Origin of the sequence: Pseudomonas sp. BYT-1 (assembly GCF_023611805.1) — a bacterium.
Taxonomy (GTDB): domain Bacteria; phylum Pseudomonadota; class Gammaproteobacteria; order Pseudomonadales; family Pseudomonadaceae; genus Aquipseudomonas; species Aquipseudomonas guariconensis.
The window spans coordinates 1,688,783-1,714,575 of record NZ_CP072559.1; the positions used below are offsets into that span (position 1 = coordinate 1,688,783).

A 25,793-nucleotide genomic window follows, 5' to 3' on the forward strand; every position below is an offset into this window, starting at 1 on the left:
TTTGTGACGCGCAAGCGCGCCCCCTGCGACCCACGTGCGTGGGTCACCGGTGTTGCGGTTACTGCATGAAAGAGCAGGGCGGCAGGATTGCCGCCCTTGGCTCAATGCTGGTGGGCTGCGTTATGCACGGCGCGCTCGGCGCCACCCAGGATGTTGAACAGCAGGTTCAGCACCAAGGCGCTGACCGTTGCCATGGCGATACCACTGTGGGTGATGGGTTCCATCCAGTGCGGCATCTGCGCGAAGAACTCCGGACGGACCACAGGGATCAGGCCAAAGCCCACGCTGACTGCGACCAGCAGCTGGTTGCGGCGGTCGGAGATGTCCGCTTCCTGAAGGATCTTGATCCCTGTGGCCGTGACCATGCCGAACATGGCGATGGACGCGCCACCCAGTACAGCGGGCGGGATCGAGGCGATCAGGAAGGCCGCCTTCGGCAGCAGGCTGAGCAGGATGAGCAGGGCGCCGGCGACGATGGTGACGTAGCGGCAGCGTACCCCGGTCATCTGCACCAGACCGATGTTCTGGGCGAAGGAGGAGTGGGTGAAGGTGTTGAAGAAACCTGCAACGAACGATGCACCGGCGTCGCACATCAGGCCACGACGCAGCATGCCAGGGGTGACTTCACGGTCGGTGACCTTGCCCAGCGCAAGGAACATGCCGGTGGACTCGACGAAGATGATCACCACCACCAGGCACATGGACAGGATCGGAGCCAGGCTGAAGGTCGGCATGCCGAAGTGCAGTGGGGTCACCACTTGCAGCCATGGTGCCTCGGACAGACCGGAAAGGTCCACCATGCCGATCGAACCGGCCAGGACGTAGCCCAGGCCCATGCCGACCAGCACCGAGACGTTGACCCAGAACCCCCGCATGAAGCGGTTGATCAGCAGGATCACAGCCAGCACCAGGCCTGCGACCAGCAGGTAGATCGGCGAGCCGAAGGTATCGGCTTCATGACCGCCACCGGCCCAGTTGACCGCAACCGGGAACAGCGAGAGGCCGATCGAGGTGATGACGGTACCGGTGACCAGCGGCGGGAAGAACCGCACGACCTTGGACATGAACGGGGCGATCAGCATGCCGAAGAACCCGGCGGCGATGGTCGCGCCGAAGATCCCCTGCAGGCCTACGCCGGGCATGCCGGCCATGGCGACCATGCTGCCGACGGCAGCGAAGCTGGCACCCATCATCACCGGCATGCGAATGCCGACGGGACCGATACCGAACGATTGGACCATGGTGGCAACGCCAGCGACCAGCAGGTCGGCGTTGATCAGGAAAGCGACTTCTTCACGAGACAGTCCGGCGGCCTGGCCGATGATCAAAGGCACGGCAATCGCACCTCCGTACATCAGCAGTACATGTTGCAGACCCACCAGGATCAGTTGGAACAGGGGCAGAGGCTGTCGTGGGGGCGCAACGGGGATGTACGCCTTGCGGGACTCGGACATGCAGCACCTCGAGTTTTGTTTTTATTCTCGGATCCAAGCCGCGAGCTTCAAGCGGCAAGCTTTAAAAAAGCTTGGGGTTCCCGCTTGAGGCTCAGGGCTCGATGCTTGCTTGTTACCTACTACTTACAGCTTGAGGTTTGAAGCTTGCAGCTTCGATCAGTTGACCGGAGCGCCTTTGGCGATCCAGGCACCGACCATGTTGCGTTCTTCCTGGGTCATCTGGGTGATGTTGCCCAGCGGCATGATCTGGCTGGCGACAGCCTGCGCCTGAATGCGCGCGGCCTGAGCCTGGATCTGCTGCGGAGTGTCGAACATCACGCCGGCGGGCGCAGCGCTGAACAGCGGGCTGGTCGGCTTGGCCGAGTGGCACACGGTGCAGCGTTCCTGGATGACCGTGTGGATTTTCTCGAACCCACCCGGGGCGGCCTGGGCGGTTGCCTGGGCAGGAGCTTCGGCCGGGGCGGCAGGTGCCTGGGCAGCCTTGGCGGCGTCTTCGGCACGTTGCTCGGCAGCGGTCTTGCCACCGATGGCAGTCGCTGGCAGCGGTTGGTACTCGACCTTCGCCGCGGCTTGCTCAGGTGCGGTCGGCATCGGCTTCGGACCTGTCACGTAGGCCAGGCAGATCATCGCCAGGGCGCCGACAGGCAGGGTCCAGGCGTATTTGTTGCTTTCGTGACGGGTGTTGAAGTAGTGACGGATCAGTACCGCAGCCACTGCGATCCCGGCCAGGATCAGCCAGTTGTACTGGCTGCCATAGGTGCTCGGGAAGTGGTTGCTGATCATGATGAACAGCACCGGCAAGGTGAAGTAGTTGTTGTGGCGCGAACGCAGCAGACCCTTGGCCGGCAGGACCGGATCAGGGGTTTCGTTCTTCTCGATGGCGGCCACCAGCTGGCGCTGGGCCGGCATGATGATGCGGAACACGTTGCCGACCATGATGGTGCCGATGATCGCGCCGGTGTGCAGGTACGCACCACGACCGCTGAACACCAGGCTGAAGCCGAAGCAGGCCGCGATGATCAGCACGAACAGGACGGCGCCGAGCAGGGCAGGGCGTTTGCCCAGGGGCGAATCGCACAGGAAGTCGTAGATGAACCAGGAGGCGACCAGCGAGCCGATACCGATGGCCACGCCTTCGGCACCGCTCAGGGTGCTGCCCGGTGCCAGCAGGTAGAGGCTCGGGTTCCAGTAGAACACCACGCAGAGCAGGGCGATACCGGACATCCAGGTGAAATAGGCTTCCCATTTGAACCAGTGCAGGTTCTCCGGCATCTTCGGCGGTGCGAGCTTGTACTTCTCAAGGTGGTAGATACCACCGCCGTGGATGGCCCAGAGGTCACCCGACAGACCTTCGCGCGGATTGCTCCGGTTCAGGTTGTTTTCCAGCCAGACGAAGTAGAACGATGCACCGATCCAGGCGATACCGGTGATCATGTGAACCCAGCGAATGCTCAGGTTCAGCCATTCGTGAAGGTGTGCTTCCACAGTATGTACCTCTTGCCGATCACCGAGACGATGACCGACCTTTTCTTATTGGTGGGGATTGAGGATCAGCATCTGATCCTCGGTGAAGTAATGCTCGTCGCAGTTGTTGCCGGAACCACTGCGATCAACCACCAGGAAATCATCCCGCTTTTCGATCGTCAGCACCGGGTGGTGCCAGACGCCGCGATGGTAATTAACGCCCTGCCTGCCATTACTGCGGAAGGCACGGACCAAGCCTGATACAGGTGCATCGCCAACTGGCGCGACCACGATCAGAAAGGGGTTGCCGAGCAGCGGGATGAAAGCCTGGCTGCCCAGCGGATGGCGTTCCAGCATGCGTACGGTCAGTGGCATCTCCAGGGCATCGGCGCGGAAGATGCTGATGATCGCTTTGTCCTCGGGCTCGGCGGTTTCGACCGTGGCGAGCTTGTGGAAGCGCATGGTCGAACCGTTGTTGATCATGAAGTGGTCGCTGCCGTCGGTTTCGATCACGTCACCGAAAGGGGCGAAGGCTTCTTTGGTCAGGGGCTCGATCACTAAAGTGCGCATGCGGTTATCTCTTTGTTCTGTGTTCTGTTTAGGGTGTGGGCCGAGCCCCGGGGCGAGTGTGTCGCGCGCTCGGGGCGGCCATCGCACCATCTTTTAAAGTTGCAGCAGGCGGAACAGGGCGATCAGGTTGATCTGCGCCAGGGCTTCCTTGAATTCGGCATCGGCGTCGTTGTGGATGCGCTTTTCGAAAGCGGCCAGGATCTGGTGCCGGTTGCTGCCTTTGACCGCCATGATGAACGGGAACTTGAACTTGGCCTTGTAGGCGTCGTTGAGTTCGGTGAAACGGGCGAACTCTTCGGCGGTGCACTGGTGGATCCCGGCGCCGGCCTGTTCATTGGTGCTGGATTCGGTCAGCTCGCCCTGGATGGCGGCCTTGCCGGCCAGGTCCGGGTGAGCGTTGATCAGCGCCAGTTGATCCTCATGGTTGGCGCTGAGCAGGATGTCGCTCATGCGCTGGTGCAGCGCCTCGATCTCGTCCAGTTCGCCCAGCTGACCCAGGTCGTAGGCTTTTTCTGCAACCCACGGCGAGTGCTCATAGATGTCGGCGAAGGCCTTGACGAAGGCGTCGCGGTCCAGGGTCGATGGCTTGAGGGTCTTGAAAGCGGTCATCAGGCGTTCTCGTTCTTGTACGGGTGGGTGGCGTGCCAGTGGCGGGCGATGTCCACGCGGCGGGCGAACCAGACCTGGTCATGGCTCTTGGCGTATTCGACGAAGCGCTTGAGCGCAGCCAGGCGAGCCGGGCGGCCGACCAGGCGGCAGTGCAGGCCGATCGAAAGCATCTTCGGCGCCTCGGCGCCTTCTGCGTAGAGCACGTCGAAGGCGTCCTTGAGGTACTGGAAGAACTGTTCGCCGCAGTTGAAGCCCTGGACCTGGGTGAAGCGCATGTCATTGGTGTCCAGGGTGTAGGGGATCACCAGGTGCGGCTTGCCGGTCGGGTTGTTCGGCTCCCAGTAGGGCAGGTCATCGTCGTAGGTGTCGCTGTCATAGAGGAAGCCACCTTCCTCCATCACCAGGCGGCGGGTGTTCGGGCCGGTGCGGCCGGTGTACCAGCCCAGCGGACGCTCACCGGTCAGTTCGGTGAGGATGCGGATGGCCTCGAGCATGTGCTCGCGCTCTTGCTGCTCATCCATGTACTGGTAGTCGATCCAGCGGTAGCCGTGGCTGCAGATCTCATGGCCGGCTTCGACCATGGCGCGGATCACATCGGGGTGGCGTTGGGCAGCCATGGCCACAGCGAAGATGGTCAGCGGAACGCCGGTTTCCTTGAACAGCTTGAGCAGGCGCCAGACGCCGGCGCGGCTGCCGTATTCGTAGAGCGACTCCATGCTCATGTTGCGCACGCCTTGCAGAGGCTGAGCGGCAACCATCTCGGACAGGAAGGCTTCGGATTCCTTGTCACCGTGCAGGACGTTGCGTTCGCCACCTTCTTCATAGTTGAGCACGAAGGACAGAGCGATGCGTGCGTTCCCTGGCCAGTGCGGGTGAGGTGGGTTGTTGCCGTAACCGATCAGGTCGCGAGGGTAGTCAGCGCTCACTGCAGTCTTCCTTCTTGTACGTTAGTGCGGGTGGTGGGCGGACCGCGTCGGGATGTCGCACCACCGGATGAGGGTGATTGTATACAAGTTCTGAAATCATTTGTAAGCCTGTTTTTCCGCATTTCTTCCCTTTTGTCGGCTGGGAATGGGTTGCAAGAAACCTGCCTGAACGGTCAGATAACGACATTGAGGTCGGCATGGGGCCTGTCTTTGCGGTGAATGCCGTATTTATCGAGAGGGCGAGAGGGTTGTGCAAGAGGGGTTCAAAAAATTGTGTACAATTTATCGAGAAAGTGTCTTAATGGCGCCATTCCCGCACACCGCAGGCCCTTGGCGCGGTGATTGCCGTGTATTTTTTGCCCACGCATACGACAAGAGGCGACAAGCAAATGGGACGTTTGACCACACACGTACTGGATGCCGCTCACGGCTGCCCGGGCAGCTCGATCAAGGTTGAGCTGTACCGTGTCGAAGGCCAGCAACTGGAGCTGGTGAACACTGCCCTGACCAACAGCGATGGCCGCGTCGACGCGCCGCTGCTGCAGGGTGAAGACTACCGCACGGGTGTCTACCAGCTGCAATTCAGCGCCGGTGACTACTACCGCGCCCGTGGCGTGAAATTGCCGGAGACCGCATTCCTGGATGTGGTCGTCCTGCGCTTCGGTATCGATGAGAAGCAAGAGCACTACCACGTGCCGCTGCTGATCTCGCCGTACAGTTACTCGACCTATCGTGGAAGCTAGTTGGTCGCTAGAAGAATCTTCGTAGGTCCTTATGCCCGCTCTCACACTGGCGGGCTTTTTTTTGCCTGCTGTTTGGCAACTGCCTGTTCAGCGTTCGCGCAGCGCCTCTGTCCGGGCCTTGAGCACCGGCTTCAACAGGTAATCGAGCACACTCTTGCGCCCGGTGATGATGTCCACGGTTGCCACCATGCCCGGAATGATCAGCAAGGGTTTGTTGTCCCCGCCCAGGTGGTTCTTTTCGGTTCGCACCTGGATCAGGTAGAAGGCGTTGCCCTTGTCGTCGGTCACGGTATCGGCACCGATCAGCTCGAGCTTGGCCTTGAGCCCGCCATAGATGGTGTAGTCATAGGCGCTGAACTTGACCATCGCCGTCTGCCCTGGGTGCAGGAAGGCGACATCCTGCGGGCGCACCTTGGCCTCGATCAGCAGGTTGTCTTCGATCGGCACGATCTCGACCAGATCGCTGCCGGGCTGTACCACGCCGCCAATGGTATTGACCTTGAGCAGCTTGATGATCCCGCGCACTGGCGAAACCACCGTCGTCCGGTTAACCCGGTCGTCGATGGCGATGCTGGTGGCGGTGATCTTCGACAGCTCCGTACGTTTGTCGTTGAGCTCCTTGGCGGCCTCGGAGCGGAAGGTGGCGTCGGACTCCTGGATCTTGCTCTTGATCTCCGCCACGGCCGCTTCGGCCCGGGGGATCGCCAGGCTGGTGGCATTGAGCTGACCGCGTGCCTCCACGGCGCGTTGTTTCAGGCGCAGGATCTCCACCGGTGAAATCGCCCCGGTGCCCACCAGCGGGGTGGACATGTTCAGTTCCTGTTGCAGCAGGCCCAGGGCCGAGCGGTACTGGTCCACCTTGGAGCGAAATTCGGCCAGCTCCTGAGTCTTCTGTCGCAGTTGTTCGTTGAGGGTCTGCTTCTCGCTTGCCAGGCGGCGCTGGCGCGACTCATACAGGGCCGTTTCGTCTTCGGCCACCTGGGGCGCCTTGGCGCGCACTTCGTCCGAAAGGTTGAACGGGCGGCCTTCGGATTCGGCCGATAAACGCTCGACCTGGGCTGTCAGGGCATAGCGGTCGGCTTCGCTTTCGCCTTTGTTGGAGAGAAACCGCGTGTCGTCCAGGCGCAGCAGGGTGGCGCCTTTGTCGACCATCTGGCCTTCGCGCACGAAGATCTCGGTGACGATACCGCCTTCGAGGTTCTGCACCACTTGGACCTTGCTCGACGGGATGGCCTTGCCTTCGCCCACAGTGACCTCATCGACCACCGCGAAGTGGGCCCAGGCCAGCGCTGCGAGCAGCAGGGCGGCCGTCAGCCACACGGTTAGTCGCGACAGGCGAGGGGAGTCCTGCAAGGTGGCGCCGGCCAGCTCCGGCATATAGTCGCGTTCGGCGCGCTTGTCGTTGCCGTGGGGGCTGCGGATGCTCTGGCTCAGGGACATGACCTACCTCTCTTTGACCCACGCGATACACATGGATTTGCCCGGGGCCTGTGGGCGGGCTCGTCCGCCCACGCGGCGGTGACGCACCTTGCATAAACCTGCTCCCGTCTGGCTCGCGGAATCCGCGGGCTTTGTTTGCTTCCTATACGGCAGCACCGATGCGGCCTTTTCGCAGGGCGTCGATGACCGCGTCCTTCGGCCCGTCGGCGACGACCTTGCCGTTGTCCAGCACTACCAGCCGGTCCACTAGGCTCAGCAGGGACGTGCGATGGGTGACCAACACCACGGTCTTACCCGCAACACAAGCCAGCAAGCGTTGACGCAGTTGCTCCTCGCTGCTGTTGTCCATGTGGCTGGTGGGTTCATCGAGGATCAGGATCGGCGGCTCCAGCAGCAATGCCCGCGCCAGCAACACGCACTGGCGTTGGCCGCCGGACAGCAACTGGCCACGCTCACCCACCGGGCGGTCGAAGCCTTGCGGGTGCAGGCGGGCCAGTTCGCTGACGCCGGTCAGCTCTGCCACCTCGAGCATGCGCGCGTCGCTGACATGGCGGGCACCCAAGGTGAGGTTGTCGCGCAGGCTGCCGGCCAGCAGCGGCAGGTCATGGGCGACATAGCCCATTTGCACGCGCAGGTCGGCGATGTCCAGCTGGCGCAGGTCGAGGTTGTCCAGTAGCACCTGGCCTTCTTCCGGATGATGAAAGCCCATCAGCAGGCGGGCGAGTGTGCTCTTGCCCGAGCCGCTGCGCCCGATGATGCCGATGCGCTCGCCGGGCTGCAGAGTCAGGTGCACGTCCTGCAGGGCAAGGGCGCTCTGTCCTGGGTAGCGAAAGCTCACGTGGTTGAGGGCAAGACCACCTTTGAGCGTGGTGTGTTCCAAGGCCTGGTGCTCGGCTTGGCGCTCCTGGGGCAGGGCCATGAGGGCGTCGGTGCTGCGCATGGTCAGTTGGGCTTGCTGATAGCGGGTGATCAGGCCGGCGATCTGCCCCAATGGCGCCAGGACCCGACTGCCGAGCATGTAGCTGGCCACCAATGCGCCGACGCTGAGGTTGCCGGCGATGATGCTGTAGACCCCGGCGACAATGGTGGCCATGCCACAGAACTGCTGGATGAACAGCGTGCCGTTGCTGGCCAGGGAGGACAGATTGCGGGCATGGGCATCGAGGCGGGCGATGGCGCCGTTGGTGTGTTCCCACTGGTACTGACGCTCGCTTTCGGCACCGCAGGCCTTGAGCGTCTCCAGCCCGCCGAGGGTCTCGATCAGCAGGGCCTGGCGGACCGAGCCCAGGCTCAGGCTTTTTTGTACGGTGTCGCGCAGGCGCACCTGGATGAACAGGGCAAACGCCACGGCCACGGGAAAAGCGATCAGCGGGATCAACACCAGCCAGCCGCCGAGCAGGCCGATCGCCAGCAGCATCAGCACCACGAATGGCAGGTCGATGATGCTGGTGAGCGTGACGGCGGTGAGGAATTCGCGCAGCCCCTGGAAGTCATGAATGCTCTGGGCGAAGCCGCCGATGGTGGCGGGCCGGGCCTTCATGGACATGCCGGTGATGCGTTCGAAGAGGGTGGCCGAGAGAATCAGGTCGGTCTTCTTGCCGGCCTGGTCCAGCAGATGGGCGCGCACCATGCGCAGCACCAGTTCGAAAGCCGTGCCAATGAACAGGCCGACGACCAGTACCCAGAGGGTCGACAGCGCCTGGTTGGGCACCACCCGGTCGTAGGTCTGCATGACGAACAAGGGCACCATCAGCCCCAGCAGGTTGATCAGCAGACTGGCCAAGAGGGCATCGCCATACAGCCAGCGCGAATGTTTGAGGGTATCGCGAAACCAGGCGTCAACCCGCGGGATCAGGGGCGTGCGCAGGTTCTCCAAGGTGTGTCGAGGGCGGGCGAACAACGCCTGACCGGCATAGGCCTGTTCCAGCGATTCGCGTTCGACCCATTGTTCGCCACCTTCGGCTTCACAGGGCAGGATCAATGCCCGGCCATCATTGCCCCAGCGCTGCAGCACGGCGCTACGCCCGTTCTTGAGCATCAACAAAACCGGCAGGTTGAGTTCCGAGATGTTGGCCAGAGTGCGTTCCAGTACCCGTGCCTGAAGCCCTGCGCGGGCAGCGGCGCGGGGCAGCAGTTCAAGGGGCAGGCGCTGGTCGGCCAAGGGTAGGCCACTGCACAAACCGGCACGGCTGGCGGGGCAGCCGTGCAGCTTGCACAGAATCAGCAGGCCATCGAGCAAAGGATCATCAACATCCAGGCGCGGTTGCGCGCTTTGCATACTGGTCACGATGGTCTACTCCTGCCGCGGTGGAAACCAATCCTTTCTGGATGAACAGCCAGCAGTACGCACGAACTACCGCATGTCGGGCAACCGGGCTTCGTTACGCACTTCGGTCTTGGCGATGGCCTCAGGCGGCAGCGAAATACGTTGCTTGCTCAGAAGCTCGCCCATGTTCGCCAGCACGCGATACATGGAGAACTCCTCGGTATAGCGCACTTCGGTGTAACGACGATTGGCGTTGTACAGCTCGTTTTCGCTGTCGAGCAGGTCGAGCAGGGTGCGCTGGCCAAGGCCGAACTGGTCTTGGTAGGCGGCGCGCACCCGTTGGGTGGTTTCGGCGTATTCGCGGGCGGTCGGGGTCTGCTTGCGCGCATTGTTCATGGCGTTCCAGGCGAGGCTCAGGTTCTCGTTGAGCTCGCGCAGGGCATTGTTGCGGATGTCCATGGCCTGGTTGATCTTGTGCGCGTCCGACTGCAGGCGCGCCTTGTCGCTGCCGCCGCGGAACAGGTTGTAGTTGAGCTCGACACCGGCCTGCCAATCGTTGTTGTCATGGCCGCGCTGGCCGGCGATGTTGTTGTTGGCGCCGGTGGCCAGCACGGCGTCCAGGCGTGGGTAGAAGGGCGACTTGGCCACTTCGTACTGTTGCTCGGCGGCATTCACGTCGGCCTGGGCCGACTTGAGGTAGGGGTTGTTCTCCAACATGCCCTGGCGTGCCTGCTCCAGGGTGGTGGGCACCTCGCCCTTGATGGTGACCGGCGTTTCGAGCTCATCGGGCATGCGTCCGACCACGCTGTAGAAGTTGGCCTCGGCGTCGGCCAAGTCGACTTCGGCGGTGTCCAGGTTGTTTTCGGCCAAGGCCCGGCGGGCACGGGACTGGTCCAGGTCGGCATTACTGCCCACGCCGCGTTCGCTGCGAAGCCCGATCTGGTCGTTGACCCGCAGGTGGGCTTGCAGGTTGTTCTTGGCCAGGGTCACCAGTTCGCGACGCTTAAGCACCTCCAGGTACACCTCGATCGCACGCAATGCCACTGTTTCGGCCGTCGCCTGGGTGAAGTAGGCACGGGAGTTGGCCACTGCCTCGGTACGGCCCACCTCGTTGGCGGTATTGAATCCATCGAAGAGCATCTGCCGCAGACGCAGTTCCGACTGGGTGTAGCTGAGGGTTTCCTTGTTGTGGTTGCGCGAACCATCAGGGTTGAAGCCACGGGTATTGGTGTTGTCGGAGCGTTGGCGACCATAGCCTGCAATAAGGTCGACACTGGGGTAGTAGCCCCCACGCGCGAACTTCACATCTTCATCAGCCGACAAACGGCTGTTACGGCTGGCGCTGATTTCGGGATGTTGGTCCACCGCGTTCTGGACAGCCTCGGTGATCGACATCGCCTGAGAGTTGGCGCATGCCATGGCCAACAGAATTGCACTGGTGATGGGGGTTAGAACGCGCATGGAGTACATCTCCCTGGTCTCGAAAAAGTCCTGCAATCGCCAAAAAAATGACGAAAAATAAGAGTCAAACCGTTTCAGGTTTGTAACAACAGAGCTAAGAACATTTACCAGGCGAACTAAGAAGATTTCCTCATAAGATTTATGCGAAAAAAAACTTATGCGCTCTAAGAAATACCGGACATTGTTCTACTCAGGTCGTCCGTTGAATAAGCGCACACGCTTTGTTTTTCGGGCCTCTGAGAAAAGTTCCCGTTTTTCTTGCAGCAGAGGGCAGGGATCTAACGAGGGGAGGGAGGCAGGACGTTATTTGGCGACATTTTATTGACATCTGTCATTTTGCCATCGCGTTTTGCCGGGTTCATCGTCGACTATCATCCATAAGCCTTGATCCCCCGTGAAATCGGGGCCTGGCGCAGTTATCGACGCATCGCTGCGTGCATGGTCAACGCCGCGAATTCCTCCTTCCTCCAAAAGCCTCGCGTTGCGGGAATCACTCGGCAATGGAGGCATTGGTTCATGGCTAAATCACTTGGTGTGGTCAGCAAGGTTGTCGGGCAAGTCTTCGCGGTCGGTCAGGACGGCACCCGTCGGGTCTTGGTCGAAGGTGACCGGCTGTATGCCGGAGAACAACTCGAGACCGGCGCCGCGGGGGCTGTAGCCGTGCACCTGGATAACGGTGGCGAGCTCACCCTGGGGCGCGACAGCAGCCTTGAGCTGCGGCCGGAGCTGTTGGCCCACCCCGCGGAGCATGTGCAGGGCCCTGAAGCGATAGCGCCCAGTGAGGCTGACTTGAGTGATGTCGAGCGCTTGCAAAAGGCAATTGCCGCAGGTGCTGACCCGAGCCAGGAGGCCGAGGCCACGGCGGCAGGCCCCAGCAGCACCGGCGCGCCCGGTGCGGTGGGCGGTGGCCATAGCTTCGTATTGCTGACCGAGGTGGCCGGGCGCGTCGACCCGGTGATTGGTTTCCTCACCGCAGGGTTCAATGGCATCCCTGAGTTCACGATTCCCGATGCCGGGGATACGCGCTTCGATGATGATCGCCGACCGGTAACCGATGGCCCAGACGATCCCGATAATCCGGTCACCCTGCACGGACTGGACGTCGCCGGAGGCGAGCTGACCCTGCAAGAGGCCCATCTGCCGCACGGTTCTGCCAGTAACCCTGGTGCCTTGACCCAGGGCGGCAGCTTCACTGTGTCGGCGCCCGATGGCGTGTTCAACCTCAATGTCGGCGGTATCAATGTCGTCACCGGAGGCGTGGTAACGGGTGTCGGCCAGTCGCTGACCACCGCCTTGGGCAATGTCCTGACCATCACCGGCTATGACCCGGTCACCGGTACGGTCAGCTACAGCTACACCCTGGCGACCGCCGGAGGCGCACAGGCAGTCAGCGAGCAGCTCTCGGTGCATGTCAGCGACACCAATGGAAGTGTGGCCAGTGGCACCCTGGACGTTCGCATCGTCGACGACGCGCCCAAAGCCCTGGACGACAGCAACCCCACGGTGGCGACCGAGCAGCAGACCACCTTGACCGGCAATGTGCTGAGCAACGATGTGCAGGGGGCCGACCGTGTGCCATCCGGGCCGATCACCGCCGGTACCTATGTCGGCACCTATGGCACCTTGGTGCTGGCGGCGGACGGGTCCTACACCTACACGCTGAACACCAACGACCCGGACTTCATCAACCTGCACGGTGGCGGCTCGGGCGTGGAGCACTTCACCTACACCTTGACCGACGCGGACGGGGACAGCAGCACGGCGACGCTGGTGCTCAATGTCACCAACCTCAACGACCCGGTTACCCTCGATGGGCTGGCTGTAAAAGGGGGCGAGCTCACCGTTCACGAGAAGCACTCGGCCGACGGCAGTGCCCCCGATGCCTCGGCATTGACGCAAAGCGGGACCTTTACCGTCACCGCAGCCGATGGCCTGCAAACGCTGGTCGTTGGGGGAATCACCCTGGTCAATGGCGGGGTGGTGGCGGGCTTCCCGCAATCGATCACCACACCGCTGGGCAATACCCTGACCGTGACCGGCTACAACCCGGCCACCGGCGTCGTCAGCTACAGCTACACCCTGACCGACAATGAGGCGCACCCGAACGCCGATGGCACCAACAGTGTGAGCGAAAGCTTTACCGTCGTTGCGACCGACAGCGATGGCAGCAGTGCTAGCGGTAGCATCGACGTGAACATTGTCGACGACGCGCCCAAAGCCCTGGACGACAGCAACCCCACGGTGGCGACCGAGCAGCAGACCACCTTGACCGGCAATGTGCTGAGCAACGATGTGCAGGGGGCCGACCGTGTGCCATCCGGGCCGATCACCGCCGGTACCTATGTCGGCACCTATGGCACCTTGGTGCTGGCGGCGGACGGGTCCTACACCTACACGCTGAACACCAACGACCCGGACTTCATCAACCTGCACGGTGGCGGCTTGGGCGTGGAGCACTTCACCTACACCTTGACCGACGCGGACGGGGACAGCAGCACGGCGACGCTGGTGCTCAATGTCACCAACCTCAACGACCCGGTTACCCTCGATGGGCTGGCTGTAAAAGGGGGCGAGCTCACCGTTCACGAGAAGCACTTGGCCGACGGCAGTGCCCCCGATGCCTCGGCATTGACGCAAAGCGGGACCTTTACCGTCACCGCAGCCGATGGCCTGCAAACGCTGGTCGTTGGGGGAATCACCCTGGTCAATGGCGGGGTGGTGGCGGGCTTCCCGCAATCGATCACCACACCGCTGGGCAATACCCTGACCGTGACCGGCTACAACCCGGCCACCGGCGTCGTCAGCTACAGCTACACCCTGACCGACAATGAGGCGCACCCGAACGCCGATGGCGCCAACAGTGTGAGCGAAAGCTTTACCGTCGTTGCGACCGACAGCGATGGCAGCAGTGCCAGCGGCAGCATCGACGTGAATATTGTCGACGATGTGCCTCAAGCCAATCCCGATACCAAATCCATCGTGCACGAAGGCGGGGTGGTCACCGGCAACGTATTGCACAACGATGTGGTTGGGGCCGATGGTGCTCCTGAGGGCAAGGCCGTGGTCGGCGTAAGGGCTGGCAGCGATACCTCGACACCTGTTCATGGCGATGTCGGCACCCAGATCATGGGCACCTATGGCTACCTGATACTCAACGCTGACGGCAGCGCCACCTACCACGCCAACCCCAACAGTGTGGCGGGTGCCGGTGCGACCGACACCTTCGTCTACACCATCCGCGACGCCGACGGCGATGAGAGCACCACCACCGTCACTATCAAGGTGCTGGACAGCGGACTGTCGGTCAGTGGGGCGGACCGTGATGTGACGGTTTACGAAAAAGCCCTGGACCTGAACCAGGACGGCAAGGACCTGGCGGCTGGCAACGTCACCGGCAGCGACCCAACCTCCACGGGTGAGACCGGGACAGGCACCCTGGTCGGCGCGGTGCAAGGCGGGGTCGGTGCATTGACCTACACCTTGGTGGGCAATGCCGTCGGGCAATACGGTCAGATCCATCTGAACGGAGACGGCACCTACACCTACACCCTGACCTCGGCGCCGAAGACCCCAGGTGGCGTCAACGATGGCCCGAACACCCTGACCGAGACCTTCACCTATCAAGCGAAGGATCAACTGGGCAACACCATCACCAGCCAGATCGTCATCAACATCGTCGACGACGTGCCCGAGGCCAATCCGGATTCGGCACCCGTCCATGAGGGCGGTGTCGTCTCCGGCAACGTGTTCTACAACGATGACATAGGGGCGGACAAAGTGGCCGATGGCAACGTCGTGGTCGGTGTGCGCGCCGGCAGCGACACCTCGACCTCCGCACATGGCGATGTCGGCACTCAGGTCATGGGTAACTACGGCTACCTGGTCATTAACGCCAACGGCTGGGCGACTTACCACGCCAACCCCAACAGTGTGGCGGGTGCCGGTGCGACCGACACCTTCGTCTACACCATCCGCGACGCCGACGGCGACGAGAGCACCACCACCGTCACTATCAAGGTGCTGGATAGTGGACTGTCGGTCAGTGGGGCGGACCGTGATGTGACGGTTTACGAAAAAGCCCTGGACCTGAACCAGGACGGCAAGGACCTGGCGGCTGGCAACGTCACCGGCAGCGACCCAACCTCCACGGGTGAAACCGGGACAGGCACCCTGGTCGGCGCGGTGCAAGGCGGGCTCGGTGCGTTGACCTACACCTTGGTGGGCAATGCCGTCGGGCAATACGGTCAGATCCATCTCAACGGAGACGGCACCTACACCTATACCCTGACCTCAGCGCCGAAGACCCCAGGTGGCGCCAACGATGGCTCGAACACCCTGACCGAGACCTTCACCTATCAAGCGAAGGATCAACTGGGCAACACCATCACCAGCCAGATCGTCATCAACATCGTCGACGACGTGCCCAAGGCCAACCCGGATTCGGCACCCGTCCATGAGGGCGGTGTCGTCTCCGGCAACGTGTTCTACAACGATGACATAGGGGCGGACAAAGTGGTCGATGGCAACGTCGTGGTCGGTGTGCGCGCCGGCAGCGACACCTCGACTTCCGCACATGGCGATGTCGGCACTCAGGTCATGGGTAACTACGGCTACCTGGTCATCAACGCCAACGGCTGGGCGACTTACCACGCCAACCCCAACAGTGTGGCGGGTGCCGGTGCCACCGACACCTTCGTCTACACAATCCGCGACGCCGATGGCGACGAGAGCACCACGACCGTCACTCTCAATGTGCAGGGCAATCCGCTTTCGGTGATCGGCCCAGACCGCGATGTAACGGTTTATGAAAAAGCCCTGGACCTGAATCAGGATGGCAAGGACCTGGCGGCCGGGACTGTCACTGGCAGCGATCCAACCTCCACGGGAGAGACGGGAACGGGCACCCTGGTCGGTGCGGTGCAAGGCGGGGTCGGTGCGTTGACCTACACCTTGGTGGGCAATGCCGTCGGGCAATACGGTCAGATTCATCTGAACGGAGACGGCACCTACACCTACACCCTGACCTCGGCGCCGAAGACCCCAGGTGGCGTCAACGATGGCCCGAATACCACGACCGAGACCTTCACCTACCAGGCGAAGGATCAGCAGGGCAATACCATCACCAGCCAGATCGTCATCAACATCGTCGACGACGTGCCCCAGGCCATCGCCGATGCGAAGTCGATCGTGCATGAAGGCGGGGTGGTCACCGGCAATGTGCTGTACAACGATGACCTGGGCGCGGACAAGGTGACCAATGGCAACGTCGTGGTTGGCGTGCGCGCTGGCAGCGACACTTCGACCGCCGCCCATGGTGAGGTTGGCACACAGATCATGGGCAACTATGGCTACCTGATCCTCAAGGCCGACGGCAGCGCCAGCTACCACGCCAACCCCAACAGCGTGGGCAGCGATGGCGCGACCGACACCTTCGTCTACACCATCCGCGACGCCGACGGCGATGAAAGCACCACCACCGTCAGCATCAAGGTACAGGACAGCCAGCCCTGGATCGGTGAACCGCAGGTGACGAACGCGCCTCCTGTGGCTGGGGCCGACCATCTCATCACCAATATCGCCGGCACTGGGATGACGGTGCCGGCCGAGGCCCTGCTGGCCAATGACAACGACCCTGATTACGACAAGCTCTCGGTGTCCTCGACCTACTTCGACACTCGGTTTTCCCCCAACGGCGCAGGTTTTGGCGTGGGAAGCGACACGCCTGTGGCCGACTTCACTGGTACCGGCAGCAACTTGTCCAACCGGGTGCGTGACCTTGCGCGCAGCGAGTTCCGTGGGCCGGCCGACAGCATGGCGGCCGCGCTGATCGTGAGCGGCTTCCTGGCCTCGCCCAACGGCAACTTCGCCAACGCCCAGGATGTTTTGACGGTCACGCTCAAGAAAGGTGAGACCCTGAACCTGCACCATGACGTGTCGGCAAGTCAGGTCGCCATGGCATGGAAGGACGAAAGCGGTAGCTACCAGGCCATCGACAATGACAAAGGTTTCACTGCCAGCCACGACGGGACGTACTCCATCCACATGATCAACTTGTCCAGCGGCAATGGCAGCCACGGCAATGTGAACTACCTACTGACGATGTCGATCGATTACAGCAATGCCGAGCAGGATGCCTACAACGGCACTTACACGGTGAGCGATGGCCACGGCGGCAGCGCGACGGGCAATGCCGACATCACCTACCAGGGCGGCAGTGTGCTCACCGGCACTGCCGACAACGACACCCTGGTTGCCGGCGCGGGGAACGATACCCTGCACGGTGCTGCTGGCAACGATGTGCTGGTCGGTGGCGGTGGTGATGACAAGCTCTACGGCGGGGAAGGCAATGACCTGCTGATCGGCGGCCCGGGCAATGATCTGCTCGATGGCGGTGCAGGTACCGATACCGCCAGCTACGCCTCGGCCCCCGGCGCGGTGACGGTCAACCTGAACCTCACGGGGGCGCAGGATACCGGGGGCGCTGGTATCGACACCCTCAATGGCATCGATAACTTGATCGGCTCCGACTACAACGACCTCCTGATCGGCAATAGCGGCAACAACGTCCTCATCGGCGGGCTGGGCAATGACCGGCTCACCGGGGGGGGCGGTAACGATACGTTTGTGTGGCAGAAGGGGGATGTGGGGCACGACACCGTCACTGACTTCATCCCCGGCAGTGATCGCCTCGACCTGTCGCAGTTGCTTCAGGGAGAGCATGCCACGTCCGCCTCGCTGGACGACTACCTGCACTTCAAGGTCACCGGTACCGGAACCAATGTGGTCTCGACCATCGAAGTCAGCAGTGTGGCGGGCGCGGCGCCCACCCAGACCATCGAGCTGGCCGGGGTCGACTTGGCTCAGCATTATGGTGTCACGGCCGGCGCGGGTGGGGTGATCGCCTCGGGGCAGGACACTGCAACTATCATCAATGGGATGCTCAATGACCACTCATTGAAAGTGGATACTGTCTGAATGTTACGGGCGGCGTGAGACCCGCGCCTGCAGGCGCGGGCTCGCCTCTCGATCCAGGCACAAATGCGACGCCAGGGCATACGCCCTGGTCGTACCTGCAGCACCGGGCCTGCGTCAGCTCCCTAGACTGTGATCGAGCCCACCTCGGAATCAGTCCACATGTCCCTACGCGAATCCCATACCCCCAGCCAGGTCCAGTGGCAGCCCATGCTCTTGGGCGGTCAGCGCCTGGAAGGCGTCAGCTGGAAAATCCTGGCCGATACCGGCCCCTGGCAGGCCTACTGGATGAAAATGGCGCCCGGCAGCCGCTCAGTGCCGCACCGGCACGCAGCCACCGAGTTGCTGCAGGTGCTGGAGGGCGAAGTCATGGATGTCGATGGTCAGGTGTTTCGCGCGGGCGACAGCTTGGTCTACGCCGCAGGCTCCGAGCATTGGTTGCGTTCGCCCAGGGGGTGTCTGTTGCTGGTGGTGGAGTCCGAACCGTCGTCGCTCAGCGATTGAGCGTCAACCGGGGCGGCGCAGGGTCTTTTGCTTGAGAATGTACAGGCTGACCAACACGGCGCTGGTGAGCATGAAGGCCCGTGCCCAGAACAGGGGCACCAGGTAGCAGGAAAGGCCGATGCTCGCCCACATGAGGCCGATGGCGTAGACCTTGCCTTTGAGCGGGATGCCTTCGCCACTGAGGTAATCGCGGATCCACGGACCCAGTTTGGGGTGGTTGATCAACCAGTGGTGAAAGCGTGGCGAGCTGCGCGCGAAGCACGCCGCAGCCAGCAGCAGGAAAGGGGTGGTAGGCAGCACCGGCAGGAAGATCCCCACCACCCCCAGCGCAACGCTGAGCCAGCCGATGGCCAGCAACAGGTAGCGCATGGCCACCTTAGTGGTGGCGCGGCTTGAGCAGGGCAGGTTTCTCGTCAGGGGCGTGCAGCAGCAGGAACAGCGCGGTGAGCGCCTCGGGGATCTGCACGATCATGTCATCCTGCAGGCTGGCATTGCGGGCGATATCCTCGAACTCCGGTTGCTCGTCGAACAGGCCCGAACCGACCATGATCGGCAGCAGCATTTCGCTGACTTCTTCCTCGGCGTTCTCGAACCAGGCTTCCTCGCGCAGGAAGACGCCTTCCATGAAACCGATGCACCAGCCGCGCAGGTCGGAGTCGTCCGGCTCGTCGGTCAAGTCCAGGTCGCATGGCAGCTCGAACTCGTCGTCGCTGGCCAGTTGGCGGCCGATGTGGGCCTTGAGGGCCACCAGGGTCGCCTCGATCTCGGTGCGCTGGGCATCGCTCGCGTAGTGGGGCTCTTCAGCGAACAGGGCGTCGATCCATTCGCGCTCGGGAACTTCCTCGGAGCAGATCGACAGCGCGGTCAGGTAGCCATGGGCGGCGACGTAGTCCAGCGCTTCTTCGTGCAGCTCGTCGGCGTCGAGGAAGGCTTGCAGGCGGGTCAGTTGCTCGGCGAAGGACATTACAGGGCTACCTTGGGGAATAAACGATAACGAATTCTAGCACCTTGCGGCGGCTGGGGGCCAAGGGAACGTCTGTCGTGGGGAAGCAGTCAAGGCATCCTGCGCGAGCGGGCACTGGGGTATACTTCGCGATTTTTCACCCAGGGTGCCGTTTCCCCGGCATTCCGGCAAAAGCCGCTTACGCATTGGCAAGTGTGTCCGGCGGATTTTTCGTCCAGCCTGTGTCCAGGATGGTACGGCGATTTTGGAGTTTCCAATGCTCGAACAGGCTCAGCGCGTCCTCAAGGACATCTTCGGCTACGACAGTTTCCGGGGGCGCCAGGCAGCGATCATCGAATGCGTGGCCAGTGGCGGCGATGCCCTGGTGCTGATGCCCACCGGCGGCGGCAAGTCCTTGTGTTTCCAAGTGCCGGCCTTGCTGCGTCCGGGCCTTGCTGTCGTGGTTTCACCGCTGATCGCGCTCATGGACGACCAGGTCGCCACCCTCGACGAACTGGGGGTGGCGGCCGCTGCGCTGAATTCGACCTTGAGTGCCGAGCAGCAACGCGAGCTGGCCGGGCGCCTGCGTCGTGGCGAGGTGAAGATGCTGTATCTGGCCCCCGAGCGCCTGGTGCAGCCACGCATGCTGGAGTTTCTGCGGACCCTGGATATCGCGCTGTTTGCCATCGATGAAGCTCACTGTGTCTCGCAGTGGGGCCATGATTTTCGCCCGGAATACCTGCAACTGGGCCAACTGGCCGAGCTGTTCCCCCAGGTACCCCGGATCGCCCTGACTGCAACGGCCGACATGCGTACCCGCGAGGAGATTGTCCAGCGCCTGCATCTGCAGGGCGCAGAGCGATTCCTGTCGAGTTTCGACCGGCCCAACATCTTCTACCGCATCGTGCCCAAGGAAGCGCCGCGCAAGCAGCTGATGGCGTTTCTCGCAGAGCGCCGTGGCAATGCCGGCATCGTCTATTGCCTGTCGCGCAAGAAAGTCGACGAGACAGCCGCCTTCCTCTGCGAACAGGGCTTCCCGGCCCTGCCTTATCACGCCGGCCTGGCCGCCGAGACCCGTGCGGCCAACCAGCATCGCTTCCTCAACGAGGAAGGCTTGATCATGGTCGCCACCATTGCCTTCGGCATGGGCATCGACAAGCCTAACGTACGCTTCGTCGCCCACCTCGATCTGCCCAAATCGATGGAAGCCTATTACCAGGAAACCGGCCGTGCCGGCCGTGATGGCCTGCCGTCTGACGCCTGGATGGCCTACGGCCTTCAGGACATGGTGATGCTCAAGCAGATGCTGCAGAACTCCGAAGGCGACGAGCGCCACAAGCGCATCGAGCAGCACAAGCTCGACGCCATGCTGGCGCTGTGTGAAGAAACCCGCTGTCGCCGCCAGACACTGCTGGCGTACTTCGACGAAGTGCTCGAACAGCCCTGCGGTCATTGCGACAATTGCGTAGACCAGGTCCAGACCTGGGATGCCACCGAGCCTGCGCGCCAGGCCCTGTCGGCGGTATACCGCACTGGTCAGCGCTACGGGGTGGGCCATCTGGTCGATGTGCTGGTGGGCAAGGATACCGAGAAGGTGCGTAGTTTCGGTCATGAAAAGCTGTCGGTGTTCGGCGTCGGCAAGGCCCTGAGCGAACACGAATGGCGTTCGCTGTTCCGCCAGCTGGTGGCACGTGCCTTGGTGGACATCGACCTGGAAGGCTACGGTGGGCTGCGTCTGACGGACAGTTGCCGGCCCTTGTTGCGCGGCGAAGTCACCTTGCAGTTGCGCCGCGACCTCAAACCACAGGCCGTGGCCAAATCCTCCGGTGGCGGCAGCCCTGCCAGCCAGCTGGTGCGTGCCGAGGAGCGCGAGCTCTGGGAGGCGCTGCGAGCCCTGCGGCGCAAGCTGGCCGAGGAGCACAGCGTGCCGCCTTATGTCATCTTCCCCGACTCGACCCTGCTGGAGATGCTGCGCAGCCAACCTACCAGCCTCAGCGACATGGCCCAGGTCAGTGGCGTCGGTGCGCGCAAGCTGGAGCGTTACGGCGAAGCGTTCCTCGAGGTACTCAATGGCGGTACGGGGGATCAGGCGCCGAAGGTGGTGCTCGACCTTCGCCACGAGCTGGTCAGCCTGGCCCGTGCCGGCATGACGCCGGCGCAGATCGCCGGCCAGCTCAATTGCAGTGAGAAGAATGTCTACAGCCTGCTGGCCGAGGCCCTTGGTCGCCAGGAGTTGAGCCTTGAGCAGGCTCTGGATCTGCCCGAAGACCTGCTGATGGAAGTGCAGGATGCCTTCCTTGACGGCGAAGGCGAACTGCCTCCGGTATCGGCAGTGTCACCATTGTTCGGCCAGCGCGTACCTGAAGGCGTGCTGCATTGTGTGCGTGCGGCATTGGCCGCGGAGTTCGAGCTGTGACTGACCCTCGTCACGCTTTTTGACGATTATCGGACATTCCCGCGCGCTGCAGCCTTGCCTGTTGGCGTCGGGCATGATTAGCTGGCTAATAATTAGTTCTGTTCATAGAGTCGCTTATGCCCCTGACCGATAACCAACACCGCTTCGGCATGCAGCTGGCCCAGATGTCCCGTGGCTGGCGCGCCGAACTGGACCGCCGCCTTGCCGGGCTCAACCTGTCCCAGGCACGCTGGTTGGTGCTGTTGCACCTGGCCCGCTTCGAAGAGTCCCCGACCCAGCGCGAGCTGGCCCAGAGCGTCGGGGTCGAGGGGCCGACGCTGGCGCGGTTGCTCGACAGCCTGGAGAGCCAAGGCCTGGTGCGCCGTCAGGCGGTGATGGAAGACCGTCGGGCGAAGAAAATCCTGCTGTGCCCACCGGCCAAGCCGCTGATCGACCAGATCGAGACCATCGCCAACGCCCTGCGTCAGGAGTTGTTCACAGGGGTCGACGAGGCTGATCTGGAAGTCTGCATGCGGGTGCATGCGAAGATTCTCGCCAACCTCGAAAAATCCTGAATCCATGCCACGTGGGGCCGCACGGCGGCTCCACTGGTTTAGAAGGTATGACCCAGGTTCAGGTACACCGCCTTCTGATGTTCATCGTTGGCTCCATAGCTGATGTTCAACGGCCCCAACGGTGTCTCCAGGCCCAGGAAGATGCTCGCTGCGTTGATGTACCCGCTGTCGAACTCGTTGTCGTTGTTCCAGGCCCGGCCACGCTCGAGCGAGCCCCCCAAGTACAATGGGAAGTCCAGCGGTAGGTAGGCGCGGGGCGTCAGGCGGCGGTAGTAGACCATGCGCATCAGGCTGATGTTCTGCCCCGACACCGAGTCCTGGCGAAAGCCCGACAACTGCCTGGCCCCACCGAACACGAAGCTTGAGGTCACCACCTGGGCGTCATCCAGGGTGCGCCCATAGCGCCCGCCCAGCACCAGGCTGTTCGGCCCGCTGCTCAAGGCCTTGTCCAGCTTGAACTCCCACTGGCGGTACTGCTCGTCCGAATCCAGCGACTTGTCGTATTGGCGCACGGCCAGCCCGATGTCTTCGCCGCTGTGGGGGAAGTACACGTTGTCAAACGTGTCGAAGGAGTACTTCAGCTCGTAGAAACCTTCGTTGAAGCTGACCGAAGGCAGGTCCTGGTCCCCGATGCGTACCTCGGCCTCGCCCCAGGCCTTGCCCACCCCCACGCGTACTTCGCCATAGGTACCGATCTGTCGACCGAGGTTGAGGCCGAAGCCGTAGCGCTCAAGGCGGTATTCGGCGATCGGGTCGTTGTCCAGGGTCGCCTCGATGTTCTGCGAGCCGAAGTCCAGATAGGGCGCGATGAAATAGCGCGAGCCCACATCCAGGGGTTGGTAGAACTCGCTGTAGAGCTCCTGCTGGTCGCCGATCTGGGCACGGGTCAGCCACTCGGCGCCTAGCCGGTTGATACCGTTGACCCGGTAGCTGGCGCCGAGGTTGAAGGCGCTGTCGCCGCGCATGTCGTCCGAAAGATTCAGGCCCAGGCGCAGGTAATCGGTGCCGCCACGCCTGCCGCGGGCATTGATCACCAGAGTGTTGTCATCGCCTTTGTGCACCACGCGGTACTGCACCCGGTCGAAGTAGTCCAAGCCGTACAGAGTGCCCATGTCTGTCTGCAGACGATCCAGCTCCAAGGGCTCGCCCAAGGGTTGGCGGATGTAGTAACGGATCACATCGTCGCTGACCTTCGAATCGTTCTCCACCCTGATCGCGGTGATGATCGGCCGGCGCTGGCGTGGCGAGCGAGCCACGGCCAGCCCGGTATCGCCCTCGGCGCGGCGCAGGCTGGCCAGGCGGTTGTCCAAGGCTCGGGCGGCGCGATAGCCGGCATCGATCATGTCTTGGGCGCGGCCGAAATCGGTCACGCCGAAGGCGGCGAGCGAGGGCTGGATGAGGACATCGTCCTGGTGCAGGCTGGCCAATTGCTCCTCGGAGTTGCGTCGGGTCATCAAGGTGATCGACTGGTTGAGCACGTCGACCACCGTGGCCAGTTGCTTGCGGTCACGCAAGGGGGTGCCGATGTCGACCACGATGGCCAGGTCCACCCCCATGTCCCGCGCCACATCGACGGGAATGTTGTCGACCATGCCACCATCCACCAACAGGCGGCCGTCGAGTTCGACCGGGGCGAACACCGCCGGGATCGACATGCTGGCGCGGATCACCTGGGGCAGGTGGCCGCGGCTGAACACCACCTTTTCGCCACTGGCGATGTCGGTGGCTACGGCGCGAAAAGGGATCGGCAGCTTGTCGAAATCACGGGTGTCGGCGGTGTGGGCCAGCTTGCTTTCCAGCAGCAGGGAGAGGTTCTGGCCCTGGATCACGCCCAGGGGCAGGCCAAGACTGCCATCGTCGCGAAAGCTGAGCTTCTGCTTGACCAGGAAATCGCGGTCGTCCTGCTTGCGCCGGAACGGTACGTCCTTGCGTGGCGGTGCATCGGACAGCGCCTGCTGCCAGTCGAGGGTGGTGGCGAGTTTCTCGAGCTCCTCGACGCTGTAGCCGGAGGCATACAGCCCGCCGATCACCGCCCCCATGCTGGTGCCGGCGATAGCGTCGATGCGTACACCTTGCTCCTCCAAAGCCTTGAGCACGCCGATATGGGCAATGCCCCGGGCCGCGCCACCTGACAACACCAGGCCGACCTTGGGCCGGGCGACTTCAGCGGCCAGGGTAGTGAAACTGGTGACTATCAGCAAAAGGCAGAACAGCAGGCGGCGCATCGTGAGTCTCAAAACCGTGGTCAAAGACCGCTAGTATAAGCGGCTCATCCCGAAGGAGACGCGTTGCCATGACGCAGCCCAAGCCTGAAATCGTCATCACTTATTGCACCCAATGCCAATGGCTGCTGCGTGCGGCCTGGCTGGCTCAGGAGTTGCTCAGCACCTTTGCCGACGACCTGGGCCGCGTGGCCCTGGAGCCGGGTACCGGTGGCGTGTTCCGCATAACCTGCGATGGCATCCAGCTCTGGGAGCGCAAGGCCGATGGTGGCTTCCCCGAGGCCAAGGTGCTCAAGCAGCGACTGCGCGACCAGATCGACCCGCAGCGCGACCTGGGCCATAACGATCGCTGATCAGGCGCTTTCGGCCAGTGAGCGCTGCCTGGGCGGTTGCTCGGCGGCCATGCGACTGGAGAGCACGATGGCGAAGATGATCAGCACACCGCCCACCAACATGCGCACGGTCGGCGTTTCGGCGAACACCACCCAGGCGACGGCGATGCCATAGACCGGCTCCATGCCGAACACCACGGCGGCGGTGCGCGCCTTGATCACTGCCAGGCTGGCGACGAACAGGCTGTGGGCGACGCCTGTGCAGAAGATGCCGAGCAGGGCGATCCACAGCCAGTCCATGGTCGCTACCTGGTTCAGGCCTGGGCCGGCGAAGGGCAGCAGGCACAGGCCGACCACCAGGTTCTGCCACAGCGCCGCCTGTACCGCCGGCAGCCGTCCGGAACCGGCGCGATTGGTCAGCGACAGCAGCGAGAACAGCAATCCCGAGAGCAACGCCCACAGCAGCCCGCCTGTCGCTTCGCTTTGCAGGTCGAAGGCAGGGGTGACCAGGACCAAGCCGATGCTTACCAGCACCACCAGCACGGCCTCGTTGCGGCGTATACGCTCGCGGAACAACACGCCTTCGAGAATCACTGTGAAGGCGGGGAAACTGGCGAAGCCGAGGGTGGCGATGGCCACGCCGCCGACCTTGACGGCAATGAAGAAACTGACCCAATGCCCGGCCAGCAGCACGCCGCCGAGCAGCAGCCGGCGCGCATCCTGGGCGCTGAGGCGTTGCCAACCGGGGCCGGCGAGGCTGGCGAACAGTGCCAGAGCGAGCACGGCGAAGGCGGCGCGTCCGAAGACGATGGTCGTGGGGCTGGCACTGGTCGCCAGCTTGCCGAAGACGCCGGTAAGGCCGAAGAAAAGGGCGCCGATGTGCAGGGCGCCAAGGGCGGTGCGGTGGTTCATGGTAG

18 protein-coding genes are annotated in these 25,793 nt (G+C 62.8%); 6 read left to right on the forward strand and 12 right to left on the reverse strand.

The features are described from left to right. Window positions 1–101: 101 nt before the first annotated feature. The 5 genes from J5X93_RS07740 to puuE form a co-directional block, all read right to left on the reverse strand. Window positions 102–1,454 (reverse strand): nucleobase:cation symporter-2 family protein, encoded by a 1,353-nt coding sequence (locus J5X93_RS07740; RefSeq protein WP_043214859.1) that lies wholly within the window; start codon window positions 1,452–1,454, stop codon window positions 102–104. Between the two features lie 156 nt (window positions 1,455–1,610). Then, a complete protein-coding gene (locus J5X93_RS07745; RefSeq protein ID WP_043214857.1) occupies window positions 1,611–2,939 on the reverse strand; it encodes a urate hydroxylase PuuD in 1,329 nt (442 codons plus the stop codon). A gap of 45 nt (window positions 2,940–2,984) precedes the next feature. Continuing rightward, window positions 2,985–3,488, reverse strand: coding sequence for an ureidoglycolate lyase (locus J5X93_RS07750; protein WP_043214855.1), 504 nt, complete (start codon window positions 3,486–3,488; stop codon window positions 2,985–2,987). A gap of 93 nt (window positions 3,489–3,581) precedes the next feature. Then, entirely contained in the window at window positions 3,582–4,097 is a 516-nt protein-coding gene (gene uraD, locus J5X93_RS07755; protein ID WP_043214853.1) for a 2-oxo-4-hydroxy-4-carboxy-5-ureidoimidazoline decarboxylase, read from the reverse strand. Then, window positions 4,097–5,023, reverse strand: a complete 927-nt coding sequence (gene puuE, locus J5X93_RS07760) for an allantoinase PuuE (protein ID WP_043214851.1) — start codon at window positions 5,021–5,023, stop codon at window positions 4,097–4,099. The genes uraD and puuE overlap by 1 nt, the downstream gene beginning before the upstream one ends. Window positions 5,024–5,412: 389 nt before the next feature. Here puuE and uraH point away from each other — a divergent pair, with 389 nt between their 5' ends. Next, window positions 5,413–5,766, forward strand: a complete 354-nt coding sequence (uraH, locus tag J5X93_RS07765) for a hydroxyisourate hydrolase (protein ID WP_043214849.1) — start codon at window positions 5,413–5,415, stop codon at window positions 5,764–5,766. Window positions 5,767–5,853: 87 nt separating this feature from the next. On the opposite strand, the gene J5X93_RS07770 is transcribed toward uraH, so the two are convergent. The 3 genes from J5X93_RS07770 to J5X93_RS07780 all read right to left on the reverse strand — a co-directional run bounded on the left by J5X93_RS07770 (window position 5,854) and on the right by J5X93_RS07780 (window position 10,933). Then, window positions 5,854–7,206: an HlyD family type I secretion periplasmic adaptor subunit gene (locus J5X93_RS07770; RefSeq protein ID WP_043214847.1), complete on the reverse strand. Its 1,353-nt coding sequence runs from the start codon at window positions 7,204–7,206 to the stop codon at window positions 5,854–5,856. Between the two features lie 142 nt (window positions 7,207–7,348). Continuing rightward, window positions 7,349–9,484 (reverse strand): type I secretion system permease/ATPase, encoded by a 2,136-nt coding sequence (locus tag J5X93_RS07775; RefSeq protein ID WP_182943353.1) that lies wholly within the window; start codon window positions 9,482–9,484, stop codon window positions 7,349–7,351. A 75-nt stretch (window positions 9,485–9,559) separates the two neighbouring features. Then, window positions 9,560–10,933 carry a TolC family outer membrane protein gene (locus J5X93_RS07780; RefSeq protein WP_090345527.1) on the reverse strand — a complete coding sequence of 458 codons (1,374 nt, stop codon included), beginning with the start codon at window positions 10,931–10,933 and terminating at the stop codon, window positions 9,560–9,562. Window positions 10,934–11,449: 516 nt separating this feature from the next. On the opposite strand from J5X93_RS07780, the gene J5X93_RS07785 reads away from it, so the two are divergent. Both J5X93_RS07785 and J5X93_RS07790 read left to right on the forward strand, forming a co-directional pair. After that, window positions 11,450–17,908 (forward strand): retention module-containing protein, encoded by a 6,459-nt coding sequence (locus J5X93_RS07785; RefSeq protein ID WP_250342648.1) that lies wholly within the window; start codon window positions 11,450–11,452, stop codon window positions 17,906–17,908. A 159-nt stretch (window positions 17,909–18,067) separates the two neighbouring features. Continuing rightward, window positions 18,068–18,409, forward strand: a complete 342-nt coding sequence (locus J5X93_RS07790) for a cupin domain-containing protein (protein WP_052352502.1) — start codon at window positions 18,068–18,070, stop codon at window positions 18,407–18,409. Window positions 18,410–18,412: 3 nt separating this feature from the next. Here J5X93_RS07790 and J5X93_RS07795 read toward each other — a convergent pair whose 3' ends face one another. Together J5X93_RS07795 and J5X93_RS07800 are read right to left on the reverse strand one after the other, a co-directional pair. Then, window positions 18,413–18,778, reverse strand: coding sequence for a YbaN family protein (locus tag J5X93_RS07795; protein ID WP_043214361.1), 366 nt, complete (start codon window positions 18,776–18,778; stop codon window positions 18,413–18,415). Window positions 18,779–18,785: 7 nt separating this feature from the next. Next, window positions 18,786–19,373 carry a YecA/YgfB family protein gene (locus J5X93_RS07800; RefSeq protein WP_043214359.1) on the reverse strand — a complete coding sequence of 196 codons (588 nt, stop codon included), beginning with the start codon at window positions 19,371–19,373 and terminating at the stop codon, window positions 18,786–18,788. Between the two features lie 256 nt (window positions 19,374–19,629). Here J5X93_RS07800 and recQ point away from each other — a divergent pair, with 256 nt between their 5' ends. Both recQ and J5X93_RS07810 read left to right on the forward strand, forming a co-directional pair. Next, window positions 19,630–21,768 (forward strand): DNA helicase RecQ, encoded by a 2,139-nt coding sequence (gene recQ / locus J5X93_RS07805; protein ID WP_043214355.1) that lies wholly within the window; start codon window positions 19,630–19,632, stop codon window positions 21,766–21,768. Between the two features lie 116 nt (window positions 21,769–21,884). After that, complete coding sequence (locus J5X93_RS07810) at window positions 21,885–22,322, forward strand: MarR family transcriptional regulator (RefSeq protein ID WP_043214353.1); 438 nt, start codon at window positions 21,885–21,887, stop codon at window positions 22,320–22,322. 38 nt (window positions 22,323–22,360) lie between these two features. Here J5X93_RS07810 and J5X93_RS07815 read toward each other — a convergent pair whose 3' ends face one another. Next, a complete protein-coding gene (locus J5X93_RS07815; protein WP_182941447.1) occupies window positions 22,361–24,547 on the reverse strand; it encodes a patatin-like phospholipase family protein in 2,187 nt (728 codons plus the stop codon). Window positions 24,548–24,615: 68 nt separating this feature from the next. Between J5X93_RS07815 and J5X93_RS07820 the strand changes: the two genes are divergently transcribed. Then, entirely contained in the window at window positions 24,616–24,897 is a 282-nt protein-coding gene (locus J5X93_RS07820; protein ID WP_043214349.1) for an Rdx family protein, read from the forward strand. Here the strand turns inward: J5X93_RS07820 and J5X93_RS07825 are convergent, their stop codons facing one another. Beyond that, window positions 24,898–25,788, reverse strand: coding sequence for a DMT family transporter (locus J5X93_RS07825; RefSeq protein ID WP_102081737.1), 891 nt, complete (start codon window positions 25,786–25,788; stop codon window positions 24,898–24,900). Window positions 25,789–25,793 lie beyond the last annotated feature (5 nt).

What these genes read in the sequence shown, in the direction of transcription:
- J5X93_RS07740 (WP_043214859.1), bottom strand. Translation starts at nt 1,454, where the DNA reads ATGTCCGAGTCCCGCAAGGCGTACATCCCCGTTGCGCCCCCACGACAG.
- J5X93_RS07750 (WP_043214855.1), bottom strand. Translation starts at nt 3,488, where the DNA reads ATGCGCACTTTAGTGATCGAGCCCCTGACCAAAGAAGCCTTCGCCCCT.
- uraD (WP_043214853.1), bottom strand. Translation starts at nt 4,097, where the DNA reads ATGACCGCTTTCAAGACCCTCAAGCCATCGACCCTGGACCGCGACGCC.
- uraH (WP_043214849.1), top strand. Translation starts at nt 5,413, where the DNA reads ATGGGACGTTTGACCACACACGTACTGGATGCCGCTCACGGCTGCCCG.
- J5X93_RS07770 (WP_043214847.1), bottom strand. Translation starts at nt 7,206, where the DNA reads ATGTCCCTGAGCCAGAGCATCCGCAGCCCCCACGGCAACGACAAGCGC.
- J5X93_RS07775 (WP_182943353.1), bottom strand. Translation starts at nt 9,484, where the DNA reads ATGCAAAGCGCGCAACCGCGCCTGGATGTTGATGATCCTTTGCTCGAT.
- J5X93_RS07780 (WP_090345527.1), bottom strand. Translation starts at nt 10,933, where the DNA reads ATGCGCGTTCTAACCCCCATCACCAGTGCAATTCTGTTGGCCATGGCA.
- J5X93_RS07785 (WP_250342648.1), top strand. Translation starts at nt 11,450, where the DNA reads ATGGCTAAATCACTTGGTGTGGTCAGCAAGGTTGTCGGGCAAGTCTTC.
- J5X93_RS07790 (WP_052352502.1), top strand. Translation starts at nt 18,068, where the DNA reads ATGTCCCTACGCGAATCCCATACCCCCAGCCAGGTCCAGTGGCAGCCC.
- J5X93_RS07795 (WP_043214361.1), bottom strand. Translation starts at nt 18,778, where the DNA reads ATGCGCTACCTGTTGCTGGCCATCGGCTGGCTCAGCGTTGCGCTGGGG.
- J5X93_RS07800 (WP_043214359.1), bottom strand. Translation starts at nt 19,373, where the DNA reads ATGTCCTTCGCCGAGCAACTGACCCGCCTGCAAGCCTTCCTCGACGCC.
- recQ (WP_043214355.1), top strand. Translation starts at nt 19,630, where the DNA reads ATGCTCGAACAGGCTCAGCGCGTCCTCAAGGACATCTTCGGCTACGAC.
- J5X93_RS07810 (WP_043214353.1), top strand. Translation starts at nt 21,885, where the DNA reads ATGCCCCTGACCGATAACCAACACCGCTTCGGCATGCAGCTGGCCCAG.
- J5X93_RS07815 (WP_182941447.1), bottom strand. Translation starts at nt 24,547, where the DNA reads ATGCGCCGCCTGCTGTTCTGCCTTTTGCTGATAGTCACCAGTTTCACT.
- J5X93_RS07820 (WP_043214349.1), top strand. Translation starts at nt 24,616, where the DNA reads ATGACGCAGCCCAAGCCTGAAATCGTCATCACTTATTGCACCCAATGC.
- J5X93_RS07825 (WP_102081737.1), bottom strand. Translation starts at nt 25,788, where the DNA reads ATGAACCACCGCACCGCCCTTGGCGCCCTGCACATCGGCGCCCTTTTC.